We start from the raw sequence: 24,350 nt of genomic DNA, 5'->3' as shown, positions 1-24,350 counted from the left end.
AGGGCCGTCGCGGCGAACCTCGTCCGAAAGGCCAGGTTTTGCGGACAGCGAAATACGATAGACTCGTCGCCAGTCATTACGACGCCCCGGGGCGTCTTCGTCTGTCATTCAGCCCATCGATGCGCTATTCGGTCGAAATCAGAAAGTTTTTCTACAGCCAGTACTTTTTCGGCGGCCTGCGGATCGCGGTCGGCGTATCGCTGCCGGCCGTGCTGTGCCTGATCGTGTTTCACAACCGGGAGCTCGGCTTCACGATCTCGACCGGTGCGCTCGGCGCGTGCGTCGTCGACATGCCGGGCCCGCTGAAGTACAAGCACAACGAAATGCTCGCGTGCAGCGTGATCGGCTTCCTGGCCGCGCTCGCGACCGGCCTCGCCACGCCGAACATCTTCGCGCTGTGGCTGACGATCGTGCCGCTCACGTTCGTGCTGTCGCTGATCGTCGTCTACGGCAACCGCTGGCCGCAGATCAGCTTCGCGACGCTGTTCATGATGGTGATGACGCTCGAGGAGAATTTCACGCCGCTGCAAGCGTTCGTCAATGCCGGCTGGATTCTCGCCGGCGGCCTCTGGTACACGTACTGGGCGACGCTCGTGTCGCAATGGCAGGCGCGCCGGATCGAACAGCAGGCGCTCGCCGAAAGCCTGTTCGCATGCGCCGACTACCTGCTCGCCCGTGCGCAATTCTACGATCTCGATGCCGATCTCGACGAGTGCTATCGCAATCTCGTCGCGAAGCAGATCACCGCGGTCGAAACCCAGGAAACCGCGCGCGACATCGTGCTGCGCAACCTGCCGAAGCTGCGCCGCGGCAAGCTCGACCCCGGCCGCACGATGATGTACAACCTGTTCATCAACAGCGTCGACCTGCACGAGCTGTTCGTCGGCGCGCACACCGACTACCCGCTCGTGCGCAACACGTTCGGCGGCTCCGACCTGATCATTTTCTATCGCGACCTGATCCACAAGGCGGCCCGCGACCTCGAGGAAATCGGCCTCGCGGTGCTCGAGAATCGCGCGCCGCATTCTCGGATCAACGTGAAGGCCGAACTGCGCGCGATCGAGTACGAGATCGAGCTGATGCGCAAGAAGAACTTCCCGGCCACCAACGCGGAAGCCTACGCAGCCGTGCTCGCGACCTTCCGCCGCATCTGGAGCGCGACGCGCCTGATCGACCGGATGCGCCGCAACCTGTCGGGCCATGCCGATCCGCAGCAGACCGAACTGAAGATCGACAAGGCGCTCACGCGCTTCCTGCAGCGGCGCCGGATGTCGCCGCTCCTGATCTTCTCGAACCTGAACATGCGCTCGCCGAGCTTTCGCCACGCGCTGCGCGTGACGATCGCGGTCGCGGTCGGCTTCTGGCTCGGCCGGCTGCTGCCGCTCACGAATGCCTACTGGATCGTGATGACGACCATCATCATCCTGAAGCCCGGCTACTCGCTCACCAAGCAGCGCAACGCGCAGCGTATCGTCGGCACGCTGATCGGCTGCGCGGCGAGCATCGCGCTGATCTACACGGTCAAGGAACCGCACCTGCTGATCGCAATCATGTTCGGGTCGATGGTGATGAGCTACAGCCTGCTGCTGTTCAACTACGCGGCGAGCGTCGTGTTCACATCGTCTTACGTGCTGCTGATGTTCCACCTGCTCGCGCCGGGCAGCATGCGGATCATCGGCGAGCGCGCGATCGACACGGTGGTCGGCTGCATGATCGCAATCGCGGCGAGCCGCCTGTTCCCGTACTGGGAATACCGGCTGATGGGCAAGCTCGTCACCGACATGCTGACCTCGACACGCAGGTATTTCGAAGCAGTGTGGCGCGCCGGGCGCGGCGTGTCGCCGCCGCCCGTGCCGGCCGCCGACGGCGCGGCGGTCGTGCCGGTCGTCGCGGCGGCAATCGAGACGCCGGCCGCCGCCCTCGACGACGACTACCGCTACCGCCTCGCGCGCAAGGACGTGCACATCGCGTTCGCGAACCTCGGCCAGGCGTTCCAGCGGATGATGATCGAGCCGAAGGCGCACCAGCGCTTCGTGCCGGAGCTGAACGACCTGCTCGTGCAGACCCACGTGCTCGGTGCGCAGATCACCGCCGCCGCGCCACTGATCCGGAGCGCGTGTGCGGCCGACGAGAACATCGTCCACGACGATGCGTTGCGCCGCGGCCTGTCCGCCGTGCTCGAGAACCTCGAGAAGGCAGAAGCCGGCGAACCGCCGCCGGCCGACCAGCTCGACGCGACGAAGCAGATCACCCGCGACCTCGACGCGATGGTCGTGTCCGCGGAAAAATCCGACGCGGTCGGCGCCGAGCTCACGCACGACCTGAAGGTGCTCGCGCACCAGTGCAAGCAGATGCTCGCGTCGTCGCTGCTGATCCGCAAGGACGCGAGCGTCATCCGCCTGCCCGCATGACGCCATGACGTCGTTCCGCCACCGGCCGCCCGCACACACAAGCGGGCCGGCCGGCAGCGCTCCCCGCGCCCGCAACACCCTTCCCGAAGCATGACCCGCACGCCCCTTACGGCCCACGCGCCCGCTGCGCGATGGCCCCACCTTCGATTGCGCCGGTTGCGCCAGTCAGGGAATACCCGATTCCGGTCGCATGGTCAGGCTTGTTATCATTCGGGCACGCCTAAGTTGTATATACAACTTGAATCAACCGGGCCGGCCCCGTTCGCCCGGTCTGTCGCATAACGATATCGGAGACTCAATGAAGAACTTGCAGCGCCATCTGAGCGCGCGGCACATCCGCTTTCTCGCGCTGGGCTCGGCGATCGGCACCGGCCTGTTCTACGGCTCGGCGTCCGCGATCCAGCTCGCGGGCCCGGCGGTGATCCTGGCCTACATCCTGGGCGGCGCGGCTGTCTACATGGTGATGCGCGCGCTCGGCGAGATGGCCGTGCGCGAGCCCGTCGCCGGCTCGTTCGGCCACTATGCGACCGAAAACCTCGGCCCATTCGCGGGCTTCGTCACCGGCTGGACCTACACGCTTGAAATGGTGATCGTCGCCATCGCCGACATCACCGCGTTCGGCATCTACATGGGCTTCTGGTTTCCGGATGTCCCTCAATGGATCTGGGTGCTCGGCGTCGTCGCGGTCATCTGCGGGCTGAACCTGTGCCATGTGAAGGTGTTCGGCGAGCTCGAATTCTGGCTGTCGCTCATCAAGGTCGGCGCGATCGTCGCGATGATCGGCGGCGGCGTTGCGATCCTGCTGACCGGCATGCGTTTCGGCCATTCGGCCGACGTGCCGACGTTCGCGAACCTGTGGAACCACGGCGGCTTCTTCCCGAACGGGATCGGCGGGTTGATCGCGTCGCTGTCGGTCGTGATCTTCGCGTACGGCGGCATCGAGGTGATCGGGATGAGCGCCGGTGAGGCCAAGGATCCGGAGCGCGTGATTCCGCGCGCCATCAACGCGGTGCCCGCGCGCATCCTGTTGTTCTACGTGCTGACGATGGTCGTGCTGATGTCGATCAGCCCGTGGACCGGCGTCGGCAGCGACGGCAGCCCGTTCGTGCAGATCTTCTCGGCGCTCGGCGTGAAGTCGGCCGCGACCATTCTCAACCTCGTGGTGATCAGCGCGGCGATCTCGGCGATCAACAGCGACATCTTCGGCGCGGGCCGGATGATGTTCGGGATGGCGCGGCAGGGCCAGGCGCCGCGCGTGCTGATGGCGACGTCGCGGCACGGCGTGCCATGGGTCACGGTGCTCGTGATGGCCGGCGCGCTGCTGATCGGCGTGGTGCTCAACTACCTGATGCCGAAGGACGTGTTCCTGGTGGTGGCGGCGATCGCGACGTTCGCGACCGTGTGGGTGTGGCTGATGATCCTGCTGTCGCAGGTCGCGATGCGCCGTCGCCTGTCGAGCGCGGAAGTCGCGGCGCTGAAGTTCAAGGTGCCGCTGTGGCCCGTCGCACCCGCGCTGACGATCGCGTTCATGGCTTTCGTGATCGTGATGCTCGGCTGGTTCGAAGATACGCGCGTCGCGCTCTACGTCGGCGCGGCATGGCTCGTGCTGCTCGCGGCCGTGTTCTACGCACGAATCCGCCCGAAATTTGCGCCTGCGTCACGTTGACGCACGGCTGACCCTTCCACGCGGCGCGCCGGCCTCGGCGCCCGCGCCCGTCCCGGTGCGATGCCTCGCGCCGCGCACCGCGTCCACGCTTCCTGCCGTTCCTGCGCATCGCTGGCGGCCCGACCGGGCCGCCCAGCGATCATGCGCATCCGCGCCGGCGTCAGTGCGACGCGGCGCTCGCGGCCTCGGCCGGATGGGCCTCGTCGTACGCGTGCTTCTGTGAGATCGCGTTATACAGGATCGTCCCGATCACGAGCAGCACGGCCACGACGATCAGGATGCTCACGTTGCGGACAGGGTTCTTCTTGCGCTGATCGTTCATGATCGGTACGGCTCCGTCGATTTCGTTGAAGCGGGCATTCTACGCGCTTGCGCCCGCGCTGCGACGCCCCGGTAGCGCCCCCTCCTTCCACCTTCCTCCCTGCTTTCCACCACCTTTTATTTGATAATCATTCCCATTCCGATCTAGAATCCGAAATCTTTCGTTTTGTAATGTTTCGGGTTGCTCGGGCGGCAGGCACGCCCCGGAACGCTTCTTCGTCCGCCTGCCTCATCGGAGTCTTCATGTCGAATCCGCGCACCCGCCTGCTGCCGCTCGTCGGCGCCCTCGCCCTTGCCGCCGCCGCATTCGCGCCCCTCGCCCACGCGGCCGAGGAAGTGAGCCTGTACACCACCCGCGAACCGAAGCTGATCCAGCCGCTCATCGACGCGTTCACGAAACAGAGCGGCGTCAAGGTCAACACGGTGTTCGTGAAGGACGGCCTGCTCGAGCGCGTGAAGGCGGAAGGCGCGCAGTCGCCGGCCGACGTGCTGATGACGGTCGACATCGGCAACCTGCTCGACCTTGTCGACGGCGGGCTCGCGCAGCCGGTGCGCTCGAAGGTGCTCGACGATGCGATCCCCGCGAACCTGCGCGGCGCGCAGGGTGACTGGTACGCGCTGTCGCTGCGCGATCGCGTGCTGTACGTGGAGAAGGACCTGAAGGTCGACGCGTTCCGCTACGAGGATCTCGCCGATCCGAAATGGAAGGGCAAGGTCTGCATCCGCTCGGGGCAGCATCCGTACAACACGGCACTCGTCGCGGCGATGATCGCGCACGACGGCGAAGCCGCGACCGAAAAGTGGCTGCGAGGCGTGAAGGCGAACCTTGCCCGCAAGGCGACGGGCGGCGACCGCGACGTCGCGCGCGACATTCTCGGCGGCATCTGCGACGTCGGCCTGGCCAACGCGTACTACGTCGGTCACATGAAGAACGCGGAGCCGGGCACCGATGCGCGCAAGTGGGGCGACGCGATCAAGGTCGTGCGGCCGACGTTCGCGAACGCGAAGAGCGGTGGCACGCACGTGAACATCAGCGGCGCGACGGTTGCGAAGCACGCGCCGCACAAGGCCAACGCGGTGAAGCTGCTCGAGTACCTCGTGTCGCCGGAAGCGCAGGCGCTGTATGCGCAGGCGAACTATGAATATCCGGTGCGCGCGAACGTGAAGCTCGATCCGGTGATCGCGAGCTTCGGCACGCTGAAGGTCGACCCGCTTGCGCTGACCGACATCGCGAAGCACCGCAAGGCGGCCAGCCAGCTCGTCGACAAGGTCGGCTTTGACAACTGACGCACCGTTCGCCCGCACGCGCCGCCGGCCGCTCCGTTCGCGCGCGGGCGGCCTCTGGCTGGGCGCGGCCGTCGCGATCGCGGCGGCGGTCGCGGCGCCGCTCGCGGTGCTGGTCGCCGCCGCGTTCGGCGCCGATCTCGCACACTGGAAGCATCTCGCCGAGTTCGTGCTGCCGCAGGCGCTCGTCAACACGCTGCTGTTGCTCGCGGGCGTCGGCGCGATCGTCACGGTGGTCGGCACCGGCTGCGCGTGGCTCGTCACCGCGTACGATTTTCCCGGCCGCCGGATGCTGACCTGGGCGCTGCTGCTGCCGCTCGCGGTGCCCACCTATATCGTCGCATTCGCCTATCTCGACCTGCTCCACCCGATCGGCCCCGTGCAGGGCGCGATCCGCTGGCTGCTCGGCTTCGACAGCCCGCGCCAGTTCCGTCTGCCCGACCTGCGCTCGCTGCCCGGTGCGATCTTCGTGCTCGGCTTCGTGCTGTATCCGTACGTGTACCTGAGCACGCGCGCAATGTTCGTCACGCAGTCCGCGAGTCTTCTCGAAGCCGCGCGCACGCTCGGCGCGGGACGCATCGCGACGTTCTGGCGCGTCGTCGTGCCGCTCGCCCGGCCCGCGATCGCCGTCGGCGTGAGCCTTGCGCTGCTCGAAACGCTGAACGACATCGGCGCATCGGAATTCCTCGGTGTGCAGACGCTGACCGTGTCGGTCTACACGACGTGGATCACGCGCTCCGATCTCGCCGGCGCCGCGCAGATCGCGCTCGCGATGCTCGCGATCGTCGTCGGCATGATCGTGCTCGAACGTTACGGGCGCCGTCGCCAGCGCTACGCGCACGGCCGACGCATGCGTCCGGTCGCACCGCGCAAGCTGACGGGCGCGGCCGCGTGGAGCGCCGCCGCGCTCGGCTGGCTGCCGGTGCTGCTCGGCTTCGGCGCGCCGGCCGCATACCTCGCGGTCGAGACCGGCAAGCGGCTGCATCTCGTCGGCGGCGTATCCGCTCAATTGATGACCGGGCTCGCGAACACGCTGACGATCGCCGCCGCCGCAACCGTCGCGACACTCGCATGCGGGCTCGTCGTCTCGTGGGCGGCGCGCGCGCAGCGCGACAGCGCGCGTGCGGGCCCCGCCCGCGTGTGCGCGCGCATCGCGAGCCTCGGCTACGCGGTGCCGGGCACCGTGCTCGCGATCGGCCTGCTGATCCCGTTTGCGGCGGCCGACCGGCTGCTCGGCGCGGCGCTCGGCCGTGACGGGCTACTGCTGATGGGGTCGGCGGCCGCGCTCGTGATCGCCTACACCGTCCGCTTTCTCGCGATCTCGGCCGGCAGCATCGAAGCCGGCCTTGCGCGCATTCCGCCGTCGCTCGAACACGCCGCGCGCTCGCTCGGCGAGACGGCCGGCGGCACGCTGCGCCGCGTGCACCTGCCGCTGCTGCGGCCCGCGCTCACGACGAGCGCACTGCTCGTCTTCGTCGACGCGATGAAAGAGCTGCCGGCGACACTGCTGCTGCGCCCGCTGAATTTCGACACGCTCGCGACCTGGCTGTACGCGGAGGCCGCGCGCGGAACCTATGAGGAAGGCGCGGTCGCCGCGCTCGCAATCGTGCTCGCCGGGCTCGTGCCCGTGATCCTGCTCGCGCGCACCCGTCACAAGATCGGAGCCTGACACCGTGAATCTGCTCGAACTCGACGACCTCTGCGTCGCCTATGACACGCCGCACGGCCGCCGCGCGGTGGTCGACGGGCTGAGCCTCGCGCTGCCGCGCGGCGATATCGGCTGCCTGCTCGGCGCATCGGGCTGCGGCAAGACCACCGTGCTGCGCGCGATCGCGGGCTTCGAGCCCGTACGCATGGGACGCATCGTGCTGGACGGCACGCCCGTCGCGGCGCCGTCGCTCGACGTGCCGCCCGAGCAGCGGCGCATCGGGATGATGTTCCAGGACTATGCGCTGTTCCCGCACCTGAGTGCGGCCGACAACGTCGCGTTCGGCCTGCGGCGCATGCCGAAGGCCGAGCGGCGCGCGCGCGTCGCGGACATGCTCGAGCTGGTCGGGCTCGCCGCTTCCGGTAGCGCGTATCCGCACGAACTGTCGGGCGGCCAGCAGCAGCGCGTCGCCCTCGCCCGTGCGCTCGCGCCGTCACCGGAGCTGCTGCTGCTCGACGAGCCATTCTCGAATCTGGACGTCGATACACGCGAGCGGCTCGCGTTCGAGCTGCGCGACATCCTGAAGCGCACGGGTCACACCGCGATCCTCGTCACGCACAATCAGGCGGAAGCGTTCGCGATCGCCGACCGGATCGGCGTGATGAAGGATGGCCAGCTCGCGCAATGGGACACGCCGTACGCGCTGCACCACCATCCGGCCAGTCCGTTCGTCGCGGAGTTCGTGCGCCGCGACGCGCTGGCGGACGAACGCGCACGCGCGCTGTCGCGCGGCCGCTGACCGGGTGACAACGGTGCGTATTGGCGGCGCACACGCGTAACATCCATGCGCACCGACGCGCTCCGTTGCCGTCCCGCGCGCTATGCCGGCTCGGACAGATCGCGCACCGGCAGCGCGGTCGAATACTTGATCTGCTCCATCGCGAACGACGAGCTCACGTCGAACAGCGGCACCGCGCGGATCAGTTGCTTGTATACGCGATCGTAATCGTCGATGCCGGCCACCACGACCCGCAGCAGATAGTCGGTCTCGCCGCTCATCCGATAGACCTCGACGACTTCCGGCATGTCGCGCACGGCCTGCGTGAAGCGCTGCGCCCACTCCTCGGTGTGCTGGTTCGTGCGGATCGCGACGAACACGGTCGTGCCGACACCGAGCTTGCGCGGATCGCACAGCGCGACCTGCGCACGGATCGCGCCGGTTTCCTTGAGCCGCTGCACGCGCTTCCAGCACGGCGTCTGCGACAGGTTCACGCGCTGCGCGAGCTCCGCGATCGGCAAGGTGGCATCTGCCTGCAACAGCTCAAGCAGTTTGCGATCGATGGCATCCATTTACCCAGTCCCTCGTAGATAGAAATTTTTTCTATGCATCCTGCATGACGGGGAACAATATGGAAACCGCTGCGCGGCGTCGACCGGGATAAATACCAATCAGGCCGGGAAGAATCCGCATCACGCACGATCCCGTGCGCAGCGGCCCATCGATCATCGGCACACCAGACGAAACAGGCGATTCCACCCGTCGAGGTGGAATCGCCTGAAGTCGCTGCGCCTGCGCTGCCTGGCCAGCCGCTCACGACGAATACGGCACCTGCGCGCCGCCTCGCCGTGAGATCGCTCAATACGCGACCGTCGCGATCTCGCGCACGAAGCCGTTTTGCTCGAGCGCGTCGACGAACGCGACCGCATAGTCTTCGGCCGAGATCCTGCTGTTGCCCTCTGCGTCCACGATCAGCTTGCCCACGCCCGTGCGGAACGTGCCGGTGCGCTCGCCCGGCGCGATCAGGGCCGCAGGCGCGAAGAACGTCCAGTCGAGATCGCCGACCGTTTCAAGATAATCGAGCGCATCGCGGTGCGCGAGCGCGACCGCCTTGTACGCCTCCGGGAAACCTTCGGTGTCGACCAGCTGCTTGCCCGGCGCAACTTCGAGCGAACCGGCGCCCCCCACTACCACGAGCCGCTTCAGGCCCGCCTGGCGCGTGCTTTCCACCAGCGCCTTCGCCGCGGCGACGATCTTCGCGGGATCGTCCTGCTTCGGGCTGTACGCGCTCGCGACGACGTCGTGGCCCGGCAGCGCGGCCGCGATGCTGGCCGCATCGAACAGGTCGGCAGCCTTCGCCGTGATGCCGTCGCCGGCCGCGCCCGGGTGGCGCGACAGCGCGGTCACGCGATGGCCACGGCGCACGGCTTCCGCCGCGATGCGCGAGCCGATCATCCCGGTGGCGCCGAACAGTGCGATGTTCAAGGTACGTTGCGTCATGTCGATTCTCCAGAAATAAAAAGTAACTGCAGTGATTACATATCAGACCGAAAAAAAACGGAGCAACACTCCGTCGTGCCGGCCGCCGCGCATGCGCGTCACCCGGCCTCCTGCCCGGCATCATCCATTGCCCGCGATCACCCGCCGGCGCTTCCCGCCGGCCGGCTGCGCTGCTCCGATTCGAGCACGTCGGCCGTGACGTCCGCGAGCGTGCGTGTGGCAAGCGATGCTTCCATCGCGCGCTGCGCGTCGCCGATATAGTCGATCAGCACGCCCTGGATGTGCCGCCCGACGAGACACGCGGGATTCGGCGCCTCGCGATGCAGCGCGAACAGCTGCGCATCGTCGACCGCGCGATACACGTCGAGCAACGTGATCTCGCCGGGCTCGCGCGCCAGCAGCGCGCCGCCGCCCGCGCCGAGCTGCGACGTGGTCAGCCCCGCGGCCGCCAGCATCGACAGCAGACGGCGAATCAGCGCCGGATTCGTGTTCACGCTACCCGCGATGATGTCGGACGACAGCGGCGCACCTTCCTGCATCGACAGCAACGCAAGCACATGAACGGCAAACGCGAACCGGCTGCTGGTATTCATTCCTCACTCTCTCGGTGACGCCGGCTCGAACGGCAGCCGGCGACGATGTGTAACCATGATAATTACATATTGAAGATTCCGCAAGGGCCCTTCACTCGCCGCTGGCCGGCTTCGCACCCGAGGCGTTCTGCTGGCTCCACTGCTGGAGCTTCTTGCCGGCCTCCGCCATCTTCGCGCCCGCTTCCGATGCCGCGTGTGCGACGACGGCGGAAGCGGCCGCATCGATCTGCGCCTGCGCGGCGGACGCAAGGCCGCTCGCCGACAGCGGCGGCACGGCCGAGGCCGCGCTCGCAATGCCGGCCTTCGCGGCATTGATCTGCTGGTTGACGGTGCTCGCCACCTGGTCGAGCGCCTTGGCCGCGTTGTTGGCGGCATCGGCGGCCGCGCTGGCGGCCGTATCGGGTTGCGTGGCCGGCGTGCCGGACTTCTCGCAGCCTGCGAGCAACAGCACCGCACCGACGGCCGCGGCCGCCAGCACGGACCCGGGCACGCAACGCGCCGGCCAAGTCTTCATCTTCATCAGCGATCTCCGGCCGTGCGCAGCACGGCCTGAATGGTTGGACCAGCGTCGATGATACCGCCTGTGGAACAGGGCCAATGACGACTCGTGATTAAAAATGCCTTTCAATTTCGGATTTGTCTGATTCAATTGCAGGCGTGCCGAGACTAAAGTGGGCAGGCTTCAATCCGCTCCGTCTGCTTCCCGTTTCTTCATGGCTTTCCTCATCGACTGGTTCATCGCGCTGGCCGCCGCGCTCGCCACCACCTTGTTCCTGTGCCTTCGTTCACCGTCCGCGCCGCGCCTGCGTGCAGCCGGGCGCCCGCGCCGCGTGGCGTGCGCTCGCCTGCTCGTTCAGGCTGTGATCGGTTTCTGGACGGCTGCGCTGATCGTCGCGCAGGGCATCCTTGGCCCCGACGGCGACGGCCAGTCGCACGCTGGCTTCGCGGCGCTCGCATTTGCCGCACTCGGGCTCACCACCGTCGCCGCCTACTGGTGCGCCTGCGCATTGCGGCTGCGGCGCTCACGCGTGCTGTTCGCCCGCCGCTGACGCGCCAGACCGGTGCATCGCGGCGCACCACGCCACGCATCGCGCGCACCATTTGAGCTCTCATCGCACCACGCGCGTGCACCCACTGCGGCTCCGGGCCCACACGCGGCCTGCCCCGCTACCGTGCACGCATCGCCCGCGTGCCGCATCGCACGGCCTTCCGCACCACTTGTACGCACGCGTTCACCAAGTTGGCTCGATATTTGCATTCCTTGCCCGTTTTTTGCGCAAGGAAGCCACGGCATGGATGGTCTGAAATCCGGCGTCGATACACTGTTCCTCTTGATCGGTGCCGTCATGGTGCTCGCGATGCACGCGGGCTTCGCATTTCTCGAGCTCGGCACGGTCCGCAAGAAGAACCAGGTCAACGCGCTCGTGAAGATCCTGGTCGACTTCTCGGTGTCGACGCTCGCGTATTTCTTCATCGGCTATACGATCGCGTACGGCGTCGAGTTCTTCGACGATATCGGCACGCTGTCGCAGCACAGCGGCTACGCGCTCGTGCGCTTCTTCTTCCTGCTGACGTTCGCGGCGGCCATTCCCGCGATCGTGTCCGGCGGCATCGCCGAACGCGCGAAATTCAATCCTCAGCTCGTCGCGACGCTGATCATCGTCGGCTTCATCTATCCGTTCTTCGAAGGGATCGCATGGAATGAACGCTTCGGCGTGCAGGGCTGGCTCACGCATGCCTTCGGCGCGCCGTTCCACGATTTCGCGGGCTCGGTCGTCGTGCATGCGTTCGGCGGCTGGGTCGCGCTGCCGGCCGTGCTGCTGCTCGGCGCACGCCACGGCCGCTATGCGAAGGACGGCCGGATCGCCGCGCACCCGCCGTCGAACATTCCGTTTCTCGCACTCGGCGCGTGGGTGCTCGCGGTCGGCTGGTTCGGCTTCAACGTGATGAGCGCGCAGACGCTCGACAAGATCAGCGGCCTGGTCGCCGTGAACTCGCTGATGGCGATGGTCGGCGGCACGCTCGCCGCGTGGATGGCCGGCCGCAACGATCCGGGCTTCACGTACAACGGCCCGCTCGCGGGCCTCGTCGCGGTCTGCGCGGGCTCCGACGTGATGCACCCGATCGGTGCGCTCGTCACCGGCGCGGCAGCCGGCGCACTGTTCGTCGCGATGTTCACCTGCGTGCAGAACAAGTGGCGCATCGACGACGTGCTCGGCGTGTGGCCGCTGCACGGAATGTGCGGCGCGCTCGGCGGCATCGCGGCCGGTGTGTTCGGGCAACCCGCGTTCGGCGGCCTCGGCGGCGTGTCGTTCGTGTCGCAACTCATCGGCACGCTCGGCGGCATCGCGATCGCCACCGCGGGCGGCACGCTCGTGTACGGCGCGCTGAAGGCGACCGTCGGGCTGCGCCTCGAGCGCGAAGCCGAATTCGACGGCGCCGACCTGTCGATCCATCGCATCTCGGCGACGCCCGAGCGCGACTGAGCGCGAATACGCGTCCGATCGGCGTCCGGCAGCCCGCCTGACGGACGCCCAACGCATCATTACGTTTTCAATTCAAAAAACTTTCATCGAGCGCCCCTAAACTTCGGTCCAGTTTTCAACTTGCCTTCGCAATGCTTGCTGATCGCCTGCTTCGCGAAAGGCGATTCTTCCAACATTCGAAACTGGACTCCACATGCCCGCGTTGCCCAATGCTTCCCGTCGTCAGGCCCTGAAGATCCTCGCCGGCGCACCCATGCTGCCCCTCTCCGGCCTCGCGCTGCCGGCCCTGCTGACAGGTTGCGGCGGCGACGACAATCCGGCGGCGACGCCGGCCGCCGCCGCGTACACGTCGGCGGCGTTCTCGGCGATGGCCGCGCCCACGCTCGACAACGCGGCCGCGATGGCCACGACGACGGTCGGTTCGACGCTGTCGGTGTCCTTCTCGGACGGCTCGTCGCGCAACTTCAAGCTCGCGTACCGGCCGTTCTTCGTGACGGGCGACATGGTGCCGGACGGCAAGGGCGGCACGACGCTCGCGGGCGGCTACTACGACATCAACAACCAGCCGATCATCGATCGCTCGGTGGCCGGCAAGGAGCGCCAGTTCTATTCCGACTGCCCGGACGGCAGCTCGCTGCTGACGCTGAAAAATGCGAACGTGCCCGGCGTGAAGGGCAACACGGTGTTCGCGGTCGTGCAGTTCGAATACACGACGCGCGACCAGGCGAGCGCGTCGCAGTACGGCCAGTTGCCGTCGCCGATCGCCGTGCTCACGCTCGACCAGGATCCGTCCACCGGCGCGCTGAAGGTCGTGAAGTACCACAACGTCGACACGTCGAAGGCGCACGGCCTGTGGATCACCTGCGGCGCGAGCCTGTCGCCGTGGGGCACGCACCTGTCGAGCGAGGAATACGAGCCGGACGCGACGAAGGCCGCGACCGACGCGCAGTTCAAGGCGTTCAGCAAGAACACGTTCGGTGACGAGACGAAGGCGAACCCCTACCACTACGGCCACCTGCCCGAGATCACCGTGAATCCGGACGGCACCGGCACCGTGAAGAAGCACTACTGCCTCGGCCGCATCTCGCACGAGCTGATCCAGGTGATGCCGGACCAGCGCACCGTGATGATGGGCGACGACGCCACCAACGGCGGCCTGTTCATGTTCGTCGCCGACAAGGCGGCCGACCTGTCGGCCGGCACGCTGTACGTCGCGAAGTGGACGCAGACGTCATCGGCCGGCGCCGGCACCGCGACGCTCACGTGGATCAGGATCGGCCATGCGACCAGCAGCGAGATCGAAACGCTCGCGAACACGCTGAAGGCGTCGGACATCATGGACCTGGTGACCACCGACCCGAACGATGCGAGCTACACGAAGATCCATTTCGGCGGCAAGTTCAACTGGATCCGCGTGAAACCGGGCATGGAAAAAGCAGCCGCGTTCCTCGAGACGCACCGCTACGCGGCGCTGCTCGGCGGCAGCATGGCGTTCACGAAGCTCGAAGGCACGACCGTGAACGCGAAGGACAAGATCGTCTACACGGCGATGTCGCGGATCGAGACGTCGATGGTCCAGGGCAACGCGGTGTCGCGCGACGTCGCGGTCGACAAGAAGATCGCCTCGGGCGCGGTCTACGCGCTGAACCTGAAGGCCGGCCAGCGCGACACGACGGGCGGCGCGATCGACAGCGAGTGGGTGCCGGTCGACATGGGCGCGCCGGCCGCGCTCGTCGGCGAGGACCTCGCTGCGGCCGATGCGCTCGGCAACCTGGCGAACCCGGACAAGATCGCGAACCCCGACAACCTGAAGTTCTCCGAGAAGCTGCGCACGCTCTTCATCGGCGAAGACTCGGGCATGCACGTCAACAACTTCCTGTGGGCGTACAACGTCGACACGAAGTCGCTCGCGCGCGTGCTGTCGTGCCCGGCCGGCGCGGAATCGACGGGCCTGCACGCGGTCGACGAGATCAACGGCTGGACCTACATCATGAGCAACTTCCAGCACGCGGGCGACTGGGAGTCGCCGCTGCACGACAAGGTCAAGCCGACGCTCGATCCGCTCGTGCGCGCGAACTTCAAGGACCGCTTCGGCGCCAGCGTCGGCTACCTGACGGCCGAGCCGACCAGCATCAAGCTCGCGAAGGCCTGACCGCTTCGCACGAGGGGGTCAGCGCCCTTGGCAGGCCGCCCCTCACCGGGCGTCCCTGACCGGGCGTCCCTAACCGGGCGTCCCTTTCTTCATCACCGTTCATTCGTCGGTGCTCCACGCCGGTTTACGCGCGATGCCCATTGCAGGCATCGCGCTTTTTTTTGCGCGCGCCACGCGCACGCGAGTGCGCACGAGCCCGGTCGAACGGGCGATTTCAGCGATCGGGGGATAATACGGACCTGACGCGTCCGGCGGACGGGCAAAAAAAAGCGCCACGGAGACCGTGGCGCTAAAAAAGTTCTAGCCATTCCGAGGGCCGTGCTAGAACCTGAGAGACTGCGCGAAACACCGTTGCCGGTTAAACTCCTGAAACGATGTTTCGAAAACGTGAGACATTCTTTCCGTTTCCGCCCGACAAGTCAAGCGGTATTTGCACCGGTTTGTTCACTTTCCGGCAATGCTCATTTGAGCGCTTTCCTAATAAACCAAGGGTGAACCCGTAAAATCTCATTCGATGAACGATTCACCCATGGAACATGCATCTTTTGACAATCATCCTACAATACCAACAAAATTGAAATCGAGTTTCGGAAATAGAGAGAATCCCTCGTGTCGACACCTGTAACGCCTCCCGCGCCCCGAGACCGCGAATCGTCGCCGGACGAGATCACCGCGCTCGCGCGCGGCCTCGCCGTGCTGCGGCGCATCGCGGCCGCCGACGCCCCGGTCAGCAACCGCGAGCTCACCGAATTGACGGGCATCCCGAAGCCGACCGTGTCACGCATCACGGCGACGCTCGTCAGCGCCGGCTTCCTGTTCCAGTTGCCCGACAGCGAGCGCTTCGTGCTGACCGCGTCGGTCCTGGAGCTGAGCCACGGCTTCCTGCGCAACTTCGACATCCGCGCCCGCTCGCGGCCGTTCATGATCGAACTCGCCGAGCGCACGTCGCTGTCGGTGCACCTCGCGGTGCGCGACCGGCTCGACATGGTCGCGATCGACGTGATCCGGCCGCGCTCGGCCGTGCTCGTCACGCGCCTCGAGATCGGCTCGCGGATGGACATCGCACGCACCGCGGTCGGCCGCGCGTATCTCGCGGCACTGGAGGACGACGAGCGGCGCGCGCTGCTCGACGCGCTGCGCGCGACGGCCGGCGATGACTGGCCGCACGTATCGGCGCGCCTGACCCCCGGTCTCGAGGACGCAATGCGCGCGGGCCATGCGATCGCGATCGGCGAATGGCGTGAAGGGCTGAACGCGGTCGCGGCCGGTTTCGTCGGCCCGTCGGGCCAGCGCTATTCGGTGAACTGCGGCGGCGCATCCAGTCAGTGCCCGCCCGAATGGCTGCAGGAACACGTGGTGCCCGCGTTGCACGAATGCATCGCGAAAATCACCCGCGAGATCGGCGGCTCGCCAGCCCGGCGCAGCGCCGTGTAATCGGTCCGTCATCGTCCTGTCGCCTTATGTAACGACCGTAACCCGTTGAAAGATAGACGACTGGACTGTAACGGGGACGGGACGTAGCATCATGCCCATCGTCGCGCCGCATCCGCGGCGCGCACCGCTCTTTTCTTTTTCCCGCGCGGACCGGAAGGGCCCGGACCGAGCCGGCCCTCCGGCACCGCATGCCCACGCGCCGCCCCAGGCCCGTCTCCCGGCCCGCCGCGCCGTCTTCCTGACAGAACACGATGGACAACCAACAAAAGCCCACGCCCCCTTCGAAGGATCCCGCCTCCCCCGCCGCGCGCCGCCCGCGCCGCACGCTGGTGATCGGGACGCTCGCGGTCGTCGTCATCGGCGGCTTGCTGTGGTGGCACCCGTGGAGCCGTACGCAGGCGGACGCGTCGGCGGCAGGCAACGCGGCCTCCGGCGCGAGCGCCGGCGGCAGTAACGGCCATCGCGGCCGCGGCGGCCCCGCCGCCATGGCGAACGTTCCGCAGCCCGTATCGGTCGCGACCGCGACGCAGGGCGAGATGCCGATCGTGCTGTCCGCGCTCGGCACCGTGACGCCGCTCGCGAGCGTGACTGTCAAGACGCAGCTGTCGGGTTATCTGCAGTCGGTCGCGTTCCGGGAAGGCCAGATCGTCAAGAAAGGCGACCTGCTCGCGCAGATCGACCCGCGCCCCTACCAGGTCGCGCTCGAGAATGCCGAAGGCACGCACGCGCGCGACTCGGCGCTGCTCGCGACGGCCCGCATCGACCTGAAGCGCTACCAGACGCTGCTGTCACAGGACTCGATCGCGTCGCAGACGGTCGACACCCAGGCCTCACTCGTCAAGCAATACGAAGGAACGGTGAAGACCGACCAGGCAGCGATCGACTCCGCGAAACTGAACCTCACGTACGCGCGCATCACGGCGCCCGTGTCGGGCCGCGTCGGCCTGCGCCAGGTCGACCCCGGCAACTACGTGACTGCGGGCGACACGAACGGGATCGTCGTGATCACGCAACTGCAGCCGATGAGCGTGATCTTCACGACCTCGGAGGACAACCTGCCGCAGATCGTCAAGCAGGTGAACGCGGGCCAGAAGCTGTCGGTCACCGCTTACAATCGCAACAACACCGTGCCGCTCGAGACGGGTTCGCTCGAAACGCTCGACAACCAGATCGACACGAGCACCGGCACGGTCAAGCTGCGCGCGACCTTCGACAACAAGGAAGGCCTGCTGTTTCCGAATCAGTTCGTGAACACGCGGCTGCTGGTCGACGTGATGCGCAATGCGACGATCGTGCCGACGGCCGCCGTGCTGACGGGCTCGATCGGCCAGTTCGTGTACATCGTGAAACCCGACAACACGGTGACGGTGCGCAAGGTCAAGGTCGGCCCGGTCGACGGCGAGCGCACCAGCATCGTCAGCGGCGTCGCGATCGGCGAGCGCGTGGTCACCGACGGCTCCGACCGGCTGCGCGAGGGCGCGAAGATCACGATCCCGGCCGACAAGCCGAAAGGCGCGTCGGGCGCGCATGGCGCCGGCGCGGCGTCCGGCGCATCGGGTGCGGCCGCCCACCGCGGCGGACACAAGCACGACCCGTCGCAGGCTGCGGCCCCCGCGGCCCAGTAACGCGCGGGCCGCTCGATGAATCCGTCCCGCCTCTTCATTCTCCGGCCTGTCGGCACCGCCCTCCTGATGGCGGCGATCATGCTGGCCGGCCTCGTCGCGCTGCGCTTCCTGCCGCTCGCCGCGCTGCCCGAAGTCGACTACCCGACGATCCAGGTCCAGACCTTCTATCCGGGCGCGAGCCCGGAGGTCATGACGTCGTCGGTCACCGCGCCGCTGGAGCGGCAGTTCGGCCAGATGCCGTCGCTGAACCAGATGTCGTCGCAAAGCTCGGCCGGCGCATCGGTGATCACGCTGCAGTTCTCGCTCGACCTGCCGCTCGACATCGCCGAACAGGAAGTGCAGGCCGCGATCAACGCGGCCGGCAACCTGCTGCCGTCCGATCTGCCCGCCCCCCCGATCTACGCGAAGGTCAACCCGGCCGACGCGCCGGTGCTGACGCTGGCCATCACGTCGAAGACCTTGCCGCTCACGCAGGTGCAGGACCTGACCGACACGCGCCTCGCGATGAAGATCTCGCAGATCGCGGGTGTCGGCCTCGTCAGCCTGTCGGGCGGCAACCGGCCGGCCGTGCGGATCCAGGCGAACCCGACCGCGCTCGCGCAGTACGGGATGAACCTCGACGACCTGCGCACGACGATCTCGAACCTGAACGTGAACACGCCGAAAGGCAACTTCGACGGCCCGACGCGCGCGTACACGATCAACGCGAACGACCAGCTCACCAGCGCCGATCAATACAACGACGCGGTCGTCGCCTACAAGAGCGGCCGTCCGGTGATGCTGACCGACGTCGCGAAGGTCGTCGCCGGCTCGGAGAACACCAAGCTCGGCGCGTGGGTGAACTCGGAGCCCGCGATCATCCTGAACGTGCAGCGCCAGCCGGGCGCGAACGTGATCGCGACCGTCGACGCGATCAAGGCACAGCTGCCGAAGCTGCAGGAGACGCTGCCCGCCGCGCTCGACGTGCAGATCGTCACCGACCGCACGACGATGATCCGCGCCGCCGTGCGCGACGTGCAGTTCGAGCTGCTGCTCGCGGTCGGGCTCGTCGTACTGGTGATGTACCTGTTCCTCGCGAACGTCTACGCGACGATCATCCCGAGCCTGTCGGTGCCACTGTCGCTGATCGGCACGCTCGCGGTGATGTACATGGCCGGCTTCTCGCTGAACAACCTGTCGCTGATGGCGCTCACCATCGCGACCGGCTTCGTCGTCGACGACGCGATCGTGATGATCGAGAACATCGCCCGCTACGTCGAGGAAGGCGATTCGGGGCTCGAGGCCGCGCTGAAGGGCTCGCGGCAGATCGGTTTCACGATCATCTCGTTGACGGTGTCGCTGATCGCGGTGCTGATCCCGCTGCTGTTCATGGGCGACGTGGTCGGCCGGCTGTTTCACGAGTTCGCGATCACACTCGCAGTGACGATCGTGATCTCGGCGATCGTGTCGCTCACGCTCGTGCCGATGATGTGCGCGAAGCTGCTGCGCCATTCGCCGCCGCCCGAAAGCCACCGCTTCGAGGCGCGCGTGCACCGCGCGATCGACTGGGTGATCGCGCGCTACGCGGTCGCGCTCGAATGGGTGCTGAACCGCCAGCGCTCGACGCTCGTCGTCGCGCTGCTGACGCTCGGGCTCACCGCCCTGCTCTACGTGTACGTGCCGAAAGGCTTCTTCCCCGCGCAGGATACCGGCGTGATCCAGGCGATCACGCAGGCGCCGCAGTCGATCTCGTACGGCGCGATGGCCGAACGCCAGCAGGCGCTCGCGGCCGAGATCCTGAAGGATCCGAACGTCGAAAGCCTCACGTCGTTCATCGGCGTCGACGGCAGCAACATCACGCTGAACAGCGGCCGGATGCTGATCAACCTGAAGGCGCGCGACGATCGCGCCGAGTCGGCCGCGCAGATCATCCGCAACCTGCAGCAGCGCGTCGCGAACGTGACCGGCATCACGCTCTTCATGCAGTCGGTGCAGGACCTGACGATCGACTCGACCGTGAGCCCGACGCAGTACCAGTTCATGCTGACGAGCCCGAATCCGGACGAGTTCGCGACCTGGGTGCCGAAGCTCGTCACGCGGCTGCAGAAGGAGCCGTCGCTCGCCGACGTCGCGACCGACCTGCAGAGCAACGGCCAGTCGGTCTACATCGAGATCGACCGCGCGAGCGCCGCGCGCTTCGGCATCACGCCGGCGACCGTCGACAACGCACTGTACGACGCGTTCGGCCAGCGTATCGTGTCGACCATCTTCACGCAGTCGAACCAGTACCGCGTGATTCTCGAGTCGGAGCCGAAGGAGCAGCATTACGCCGAATCGCTGAACGACATCTACCTGCCGTCAGCGGGCGGCGGCCAGGTGCCGCTGTCGTCGATCGCGTCGTTCCATGAACGGCCGTCGCCGCTGCTCGTCGCGCACCTGTCTCAGTTCCCGTCGACGACGGTCTCGTTCAACCTCGCACCGGGCGCGTCGCTCGGCGAAGCCGTGAAGGCGATCGACGCCGCGGAGAAGGACATCGGCCTGCCCGGCTCGTTCCAGACGCGCTTCCAGGGCGCGGCGCTCGCGTTCCAGGCGTCGCTGTCGAACCAGCTGTTCCTGATCCTCGCCGCGGTCGTCACGATGTACATCGTGCTCGGCGTGCTATACGAGAGCTACATCCACCCGATCACGATCCTGTCGACGCTGCCGTCGGCCGGCGTCGGCGCGCTGCTCGCGCTGATGATCACCGGGCACGACCTCGACATCATCGGGATCATCGGGATCGTGCTGCTGATCGGCATCGTGAAGAAGAACGCGATCATGATGATCGACTTCGCGCTCGAGGCCGAGCGCGTCGAAGGCAAACCGCCGCGTGAGGCGATCTACCAGGCGTGCCTGCTGCGCTTCCGGCCGATCCTGATGACGACGCTCGCCGCGCTGCTCGGCGCGGTGCCGCTGATCGTCGGCGCCGGCGCGGGCTCCGAGCTGCGCCAGCCGCTCGGGATCGCGATCGCGGGCGGCCTGATCGTGTCGCAGGTGCTGACACTGTTCACGACGCCGGTGATCTACCTCGGCTTCGACAGCCTCGCACGGCGCGTGCGCGGCTGGTTCGAACGGCACGGCCCCGGCCGCGACACCGGCAAGCACACGGGCGCATAAGCGATGAACCTGTCGCGTCCCTTCATCACCCGCCCGGTCGCGACGACGCTGCTCGCGCTCGGCGTCGCGCTCGCGGGCCTGTTCGCATTCATCAAGCTGCCGGTGTCGCCGCTGCCGCAGGTCGACTTCCCGACCATCTCGGTGCAGGCGTCGCTGCCCGGCGCGAGTCCCGAGACGGTCGCGACCAGCGTGACGAGCCCGCTCGAGCGGCACCTCGGCTCGATCGCCGACGTCAGCGAAATGACGTCGACCAGCACCGTCGGCAACGCACGGATCATCCTGCAGTTCGGGCTGAACCGGGACATCGACGGCGCCGCGCGCGACGTGCAGGCCGCGATCAACGCGGCGCGCGCCGACCTGCCCGCATCACTGAAAAGCAACCCGACGTACCGCAAGGTCAACCCGGCCGATTCGCCGATCATGGTCGTGTCGCTGACATCGGAAACGTCGTCGCCCGCGAAGCTGTACGACGCCGCGTCGACGGTGCTGCAGCAGTCGCTGTCGCAGATCGACGGGGTCGGCCAGGTGTCGGTGAGCGGCTCCGCGAACCCGGCCGTGCGTGTCGAGCTCGAACCTCACGCGCTGTTCCACTACGGAATCGGCCTCGAGGACGTGCGGGCCGCGCTCGCATCCGCGAACGCGAACAGCCCGAAGGGTGCGATCGAATTCGGCCCGAAGCACTATCAGCTCTATACGAACGACCAGGCCTCGCAGGCGTCGCAGTACAGCGACCTGGTCGTCGCCTACCGCAACGGCGCGGCCGTGCGGCTGTCCGACCTGTCCGAGGTCGTCGACGGCGTCGAGGACCTCCGCAACCTTGGCCTGTCGAACGGCAAGCGCGCGGTGCTCGTGATCCTCTACCGCTCGCCCGGCGCGAATATCATCGAGACGATCGACCGCGTGCGCGCGGCGCTGCCGCAGCTCACCGCGTCGCTGCCGGCCGACATCACGGTGACGCCGGTGCTCGACCGTTCGACGACAATCCGCGCGTCGCTGAAGGACACCGAACGCACGCTGCTGATCGCGGTGAGCCTCGTCGTGATGGTCGTATTCCTGTTCCTGCGCAACTGGCGCGCGACGCTGATTCCGAGCGTCGCGGTGCCGATCTCGATCATCGGCACGTTCGGCGCGATGTACCTGCTCGGCTTCTCGATCGACAACCTGTCGCTGATGGCGCTGATCGTCGCGACCGGCTTCGTCGTCGACGATGCGATCGTCGTGCTCGAGAACATCACGCGTCACATCGAGAACGGCAAGCCGCGGCTGCAGGCTGCGTTCGACGGCGCGCGCGAGGTCGGCTTCACCGTGCTGTCGATGAGCATTTCGCTCGTCGCGGTGTTCCTGCCGATCCTGCTGATGGGCGGCATCGTCGGGCGCCTGTTCCGCGAATTCGCGTTGACGCTGTCGCTCGCGATTGGCGTGTCGCTCGCCGTTTCGCTGACCGTCACGCCGATGATGTGCGCGCGGCTGCTGCGCGAGTCGCACGAGGTGCAGGAGGAAGGCCGCCTCGGCCGGTTCCTCGAGCGCTTCTTCACGCGGATGCAGCGCGGCTACGAGCGCACGCTGTCGTGGGCGCTGCGCCGTCCGCTGCTGGTCCTGCTGATCCTGTTCGCGACGATCGGCCTGAACGTCTACCTGTACATCGTCGTGCCGAAGGGCTTCTTTCCGCAGCAGGATACCGGGCTGATGATCGGCGGCATCCAGGCCGACCAGTCGACGTCGTTCCAGGCGATGAAGCTGAAGTTCTCCGAGATGATGCGGATCGTGCAGGCGAACCCGAACGTGAAGAGCGTCGCGGGCTTCACCGGCGGCACGCAGACCAACTCGGGCTTCATGTTCGTCACGCTGAAGGACCGCACCGAGCGCAAGCTGTCGGCCGACCAGGTGATCCAGCAGCTGCGCAAGCCGCTCGCGGACGTCGCTGGTGCGCGCACGTTCCTGCAGGCCGCGCAGGACATCCGCGTCGGCGGCCGGCAGAGCAATGCGCAGTACCAGTTCACGCTGCTCGGCGATTCGAGCGCCGAGCTGTACAAGTGGGGGCCGCTGCTGACCGAGGCGCTGCAGAAGCGCGCCGAGCTGACCGACGTGAACTCCGACCAGCAGCAAGGCGGCCTCGAAGCGATGGTGACGATCGACCGCGCAACTGCCGCGCGGCTCGGCATCAAGCCCGCACAGATCGACAACACGCTGTACGACGCGTTCGGCCAACGCCAGGTCTCGACGATCTACAACCCGCTGAACCAGTACCACGTCGTGATGGAAGTCGCGCCGAAATACTGGCAGAGCCCGGAGATGCTGAACCAGGTGTGGATCAGCACGTCGGGAGGCAGCGCGAACGGCTCGCAGACGACCAACGCCGCGGCCGGCACCTTCGTCGCGACCTCGGCCGGCACGTCGAGCGCCGGGACGGCCGCCACCAGCGCCGCGGCGATCGCGTCCGATTCCGCGCGCAACCAGGCGCTGAACTCGATCGCGTCGAGCGGCAAGTCGAGCGCGTCGTCGGGCGCGGCGGTGTCGACGTCGAAGTCGACGATGATTCCGCTTTCCGCGATCGCGACCTTCGGCCCGAGCACGACGCCGCTGTCGGTCAACCACCAGGGGCTGTTCGTCGCGACGACGATCTCGTTCAACCTGCCGCCGGGCGTGTCGCTGTCTCAGGCGACCCAGGTGATCTACCAGACGATGGCGCAGATCGGCGTGCCGCCGACGATCGTCGGCAGCTTCCAGGGCACCGCGCAGGCGTTCCAGCAGTCGCTGAACAACCAGCCGATCCTGATTCTCGCGGCACTCCTGGCCGTCTACATCGTGCTCGGGATCCTGTACGAGAGCTACATCCACCCGATCACGATCCTGTCGACACTGCCGTCGGCCGGCGTGGGCGCCCTGCTCGCGCTGCTGCTGTTCAAGACCGAGTTCAGCATCATCGCGCTGATCGGCGTGATCCTGCTGATCGGTATCGTGAAGAAGAACGCGATCATGATGGTCGACTTCGCGATCGACCAGACGCGCAACGGCAACAAGTCGTCGTTCGATGCGATCCACGAGGCGTGCCTGCTGCGCTTCCGGCCGATCATGATGACGACGATGGCGGCGCTCCTCGGCGCGCTGCCGCTCGCGTTCGGCCACGGCGACGGCGCCGAGCTGCGCGCGCCGCTCGGGATCGCGATCGCCGGCGGCCTGATCATGTCGCAGGTGCTGACGCTCTATACGACGCCGGTGGTCTACCTGTACATGGATCGGTTCCGCGTGTGGGGCGAGAAGCGCCGCAACCGGCGCGGCAATTCGGGCGGACCGGCGGTGGCGGGCGAGTAAGCGGG

Annotated in this window: 17 protein-coding genes; 12 read left to right on the top strand and 5 right to left on the bottom strand. The window is 67.1% G+C overall.

Features of this window, described 5'->3' with window-relative positions:
• The first annotated feature begins 119 nt into the window (after window positions 1-119).
• Together LGM71_RS03230 and LGM71_RS03225 are read left to right on the top strand one after the other, a co-directional pair.
• Window positions 120-2,411, top strand: a complete 2,292-nt coding sequence (locus LGM71_RS03230; protein WP_226113998.1) for an FUSC family protein — start codon at window positions 120-122, stop codon at window positions 2,409-2,411.
• A gap of 298 nt (window positions 2,412-2,709) precedes the next feature.
• A complete protein-coding gene (locus LGM71_RS03225; RefSeq protein WP_226113997.1) occupies window positions 2,710-4,077 on the top strand; it encodes an amino acid permease in 1,368 nt (455 codons plus the stop codon).
• A gap of 160 nt (window positions 4,078-4,237) precedes the next feature.
• Here LGM71_RS03225 and LGM71_RS03220 read toward each other — a convergent pair whose 3' ends face one another.
• Window positions 4,238-4,399 carry a hypothetical protein gene (locus tag LGM71_RS03220; RefSeq protein WP_006476417.1) on the bottom strand — a complete coding sequence of 54 codons (162 nt, stop codon included), beginning with the start codon at window positions 4,397-4,399 and terminating at the stop codon, window positions 4,238-4,240.
• Between the two features lie 242 nt (window positions 4,400-4,641).
• Between LGM71_RS03220 and LGM71_RS03215 the strand changes: the two genes are divergently transcribed.
• The 3 genes from LGM71_RS03215 to LGM71_RS03205 are packed head-to-tail and all read left to right on the top strand — an operon-like array spanning window position 4,642 to window position 8,129.
• On the top strand, window positions 4,642-5,685 hold the full coding sequence (locus LGM71_RS03215; RefSeq protein ID WP_226113996.1) for a Fe(3+) ABC transporter substrate-binding protein: 1,044 nt from the start codon (window positions 4,642-4,644) through the stop codon (window positions 5,683-5,685).
• On the top strand, window positions 5,675-7,351 hold the full coding sequence (locus tag LGM71_RS03210; protein WP_226113995.1) for an ABC transporter permease: 1,677 nt from the start codon (window positions 5,675-5,677) through the stop codon (window positions 7,349-7,351). Before LGM71_RS03215 ends, LGM71_RS03210 begins: the two co-directional genes overlap by 11 nt.
• A gap of 4 nt (window positions 7,352-7,355) precedes the next feature.
• On the top strand, window positions 7,356-8,129 hold the full coding sequence (locus LGM71_RS03205) for an ABC transporter ATP-binding protein (RefSeq protein ID WP_226113994.1): 774 nt from the start codon (window positions 7,356-7,358) through the stop codon (window positions 8,127-8,129).
• 80 nt (window positions 8,130-8,209) lie between these two features.
• Here the strand turns inward: LGM71_RS03205 and LGM71_RS03200 are convergent, their stop codons facing one another.
• From LGM71_RS03200 to LGM71_RS03185, 4 genes are all read right to left on the bottom strand, one after another.
• Window positions 8,210-8,680 (bottom strand): Lrp/AsnC family transcriptional regulator, encoded by a 471-nt coding sequence (locus LGM71_RS03200; protein WP_006754321.1) that lies wholly within the window; start codon window positions 8,678-8,680, stop codon window positions 8,210-8,212.
• Window positions 8,681-8,966: 286 nt separating this feature from the next.
• A complete protein-coding gene (locus LGM71_RS03195) occupies window positions 8,967-9,608 on the bottom strand; it encodes an NAD(P)-dependent oxidoreductase (RefSeq protein WP_174907048.1) in 642 nt (213 codons plus the stop codon).
• 137 nt (window positions 9,609-9,745) lie between these two features.
• A complete protein-coding gene (locus LGM71_RS03190) occupies window positions 9,746-10,201 on the bottom strand; it encodes an Rrf2 family transcriptional regulator (RefSeq protein WP_059603397.1) in 456 nt (151 codons plus the stop codon).
• A 91-nt stretch (window positions 10,202-10,292) separates the two neighbouring features.
• Window positions 10,293-10,721, bottom strand: coding sequence for a hypothetical protein (locus LGM71_RS03185; protein WP_124902075.1), 429 nt, complete (start codon window positions 10,719-10,721; stop codon window positions 10,293-10,295).
• A gap of 193 nt (window positions 10,722-10,914) precedes the next feature.
• On the opposite strand from LGM71_RS03185, the gene LGM71_RS03180 reads away from it, so the two are divergent.
• The 7 genes from LGM71_RS03180 to LGM71_RS03150 all read left to right on the top strand — a co-directional run bounded on the left by LGM71_RS03180 (window position 10,915) and on the right by LGM71_RS03150 (window position 24,345).
• Window positions 10,915-11,250 carry a hypothetical protein gene (locus LGM71_RS03180; RefSeq protein WP_124623224.1) on the top strand — a complete coding sequence of 112 codons (336 nt, stop codon included), beginning with the start codon at window positions 10,915-10,917 and terminating at the stop codon, window positions 11,248-11,250.
• A 243-nt stretch (window positions 11,251-11,493) separates the two neighbouring features.
• The gene (locus LGM71_RS03175; protein WP_059815895.1) at window positions 11,494-12,687 is read left to right on the top strand and encodes an ammonium transporter; all 1,194 of its coding nucleotides are present in this window, start codon (window positions 11,494-11,496) and stop codon (window positions 12,685-12,687) included.
• A 193-nt stretch (window positions 12,688-12,880) separates the two neighbouring features.
• Window positions 12,881-14,839 (top strand): PhoX family protein, encoded by a 1,959-nt coding sequence (locus LGM71_RS03170; RefSeq protein WP_174907044.1) that lies wholly within the window; start codon window positions 12,881-12,883, stop codon window positions 14,837-14,839.
• 609 nt (window positions 14,840-15,448) lie between these two features.
• Window positions 15,449-16,273, top strand: a complete 825-nt coding sequence (locus LGM71_RS03165) for an IclR family transcriptional regulator (protein ID WP_226113993.1) — start codon at window positions 15,449-15,451, stop codon at window positions 16,271-16,273.
• Window positions 16,274-16,524: 251 nt separating this feature from the next.
• Window positions 16,525-17,898, top strand: a complete 1,374-nt coding sequence (locus LGM71_RS03160; protein WP_226113992.1) for an MdtA/MuxA family multidrug efflux RND transporter periplasmic adaptor subunit — start codon at window positions 16,525-16,527, stop codon at window positions 17,896-17,898.
• A 15-nt stretch (window positions 17,899-17,913) separates the two neighbouring features.
• Window positions 17,914-21,033: an MdtB/MuxB family multidrug efflux RND transporter permease subunit gene (locus tag LGM71_RS03155; RefSeq protein ID WP_226113990.1), complete on the top strand. Its 3,120-nt coding sequence runs from the start codon at window positions 17,914-17,916 to the stop codon at window positions 21,031-21,033.
• A 3-nt stretch (window positions 21,034-21,036) separates the two neighbouring features.
• Entirely contained in the window at window positions 21,037-24,345 is a 3,309-nt protein-coding gene (locus tag LGM71_RS03150; protein ID WP_174907043.1) for an efflux RND transporter permease subunit, read from the top strand.
• The last annotated feature ends 5 nt before the right edge of the window (window positions 24,346-24,350 follow it).

It is taken from the genome of Burkholderia sp. AU33545 (assembly GCF_020419685.1).
In the GTDB taxonomy this organism is placed as follows: Bacteria; Pseudomonadota; Gammaproteobacteria; order Burkholderiales; family Burkholderiaceae; genus Burkholderia; species Burkholderia diffusa.
This window is presented reverse-complemented; position numbering and strand designations above follow the sequence as displayed.

Excerpts from the sequence above, each read along its gene's own strand:
- LGM71_RS03230 (WP_226113998.1), top strand. The coding sequence starts at position 120 with ATGCGCTATTCGGTCGAAATCAGAAAGTTTTTCTACAGCCAGTACTTT.
- LGM71_RS03225 (WP_226113997.1), top strand. The coding sequence starts at position 2,710 with ATGAAGAACTTGCAGCGCCATCTGAGCGCGCGGCACATCCGCTTTCTC.
- LGM71_RS03220 (WP_006476417.1), bottom strand. The coding sequence starts at position 4,399 with ATGAACGATCAGCGCAAGAAGAACCCTGTCCGCAACGTGAGCATCCTG.
- LGM71_RS03215 (WP_226113996.1), top strand. The coding sequence starts at position 4,642 with ATGTCGAATCCGCGCACCCGCCTGCTGCCGCTCGTCGGCGCCCTCGCC.
- LGM71_RS03200 (WP_006754321.1), bottom strand. The coding sequence starts at position 8,680 with ATGGATGCCATCGATCGCAAACTGCTTGAGCTGTTGCAGGCAGATGCC.
- LGM71_RS03195 (WP_174907048.1), bottom strand. The coding sequence starts at position 9,608 with ATGACGCAACGTACCTTGAACATCGCACTGTTCGGCGCCACCGGGATG.
- LGM71_RS03190 (WP_059603397.1), bottom strand. The coding sequence starts at position 10,201 with ATGAATACCAGCAGCCGGTTCGCGTTTGCCGTTCATGTGCTTGCGTTG.
- LGM71_RS03185 (WP_124902075.1), bottom strand. The coding sequence starts at position 10,721 with ATGAAGATGAAGACTTGGCCGGCGCGTTGCGTGCCCGGGTCCGTGCTG.
- LGM71_RS03180 (WP_124623224.1), top strand. The coding sequence starts at position 10,915 with ATGGCTTTCCTCATCGACTGGTTCATCGCGCTGGCCGCCGCGCTCGCC.
- LGM71_RS03175 (WP_059815895.1), top strand. The coding sequence starts at position 11,494 with ATGGATGGTCTGAAATCCGGCGTCGATACACTGTTCCTCTTGATCGGT.
- LGM71_RS03170 (WP_174907044.1), top strand. The coding sequence starts at position 12,881 with ATGCCCGCGTTGCCCAATGCTTCCCGTCGTCAGGCCCTGAAGATCCTC.
- LGM71_RS03160 (WP_226113992.1), top strand. The coding sequence starts at position 16,525 with ATGGACAACCAACAAAAGCCCACGCCCCCTTCGAAGGATCCCGCCTCC.
- LGM71_RS03155 (WP_226113990.1), top strand. The coding sequence starts at position 17,914 with ATGAATCCGTCCCGCCTCTTCATTCTCCGGCCTGTCGGCACCGCCCTC.
- LGM71_RS03150 (WP_174907043.1), top strand. The coding sequence starts at position 21,037 with ATGAACCTGTCGCGTCCCTTCATCACCCGCCCGGTCGCGACGACGCTG.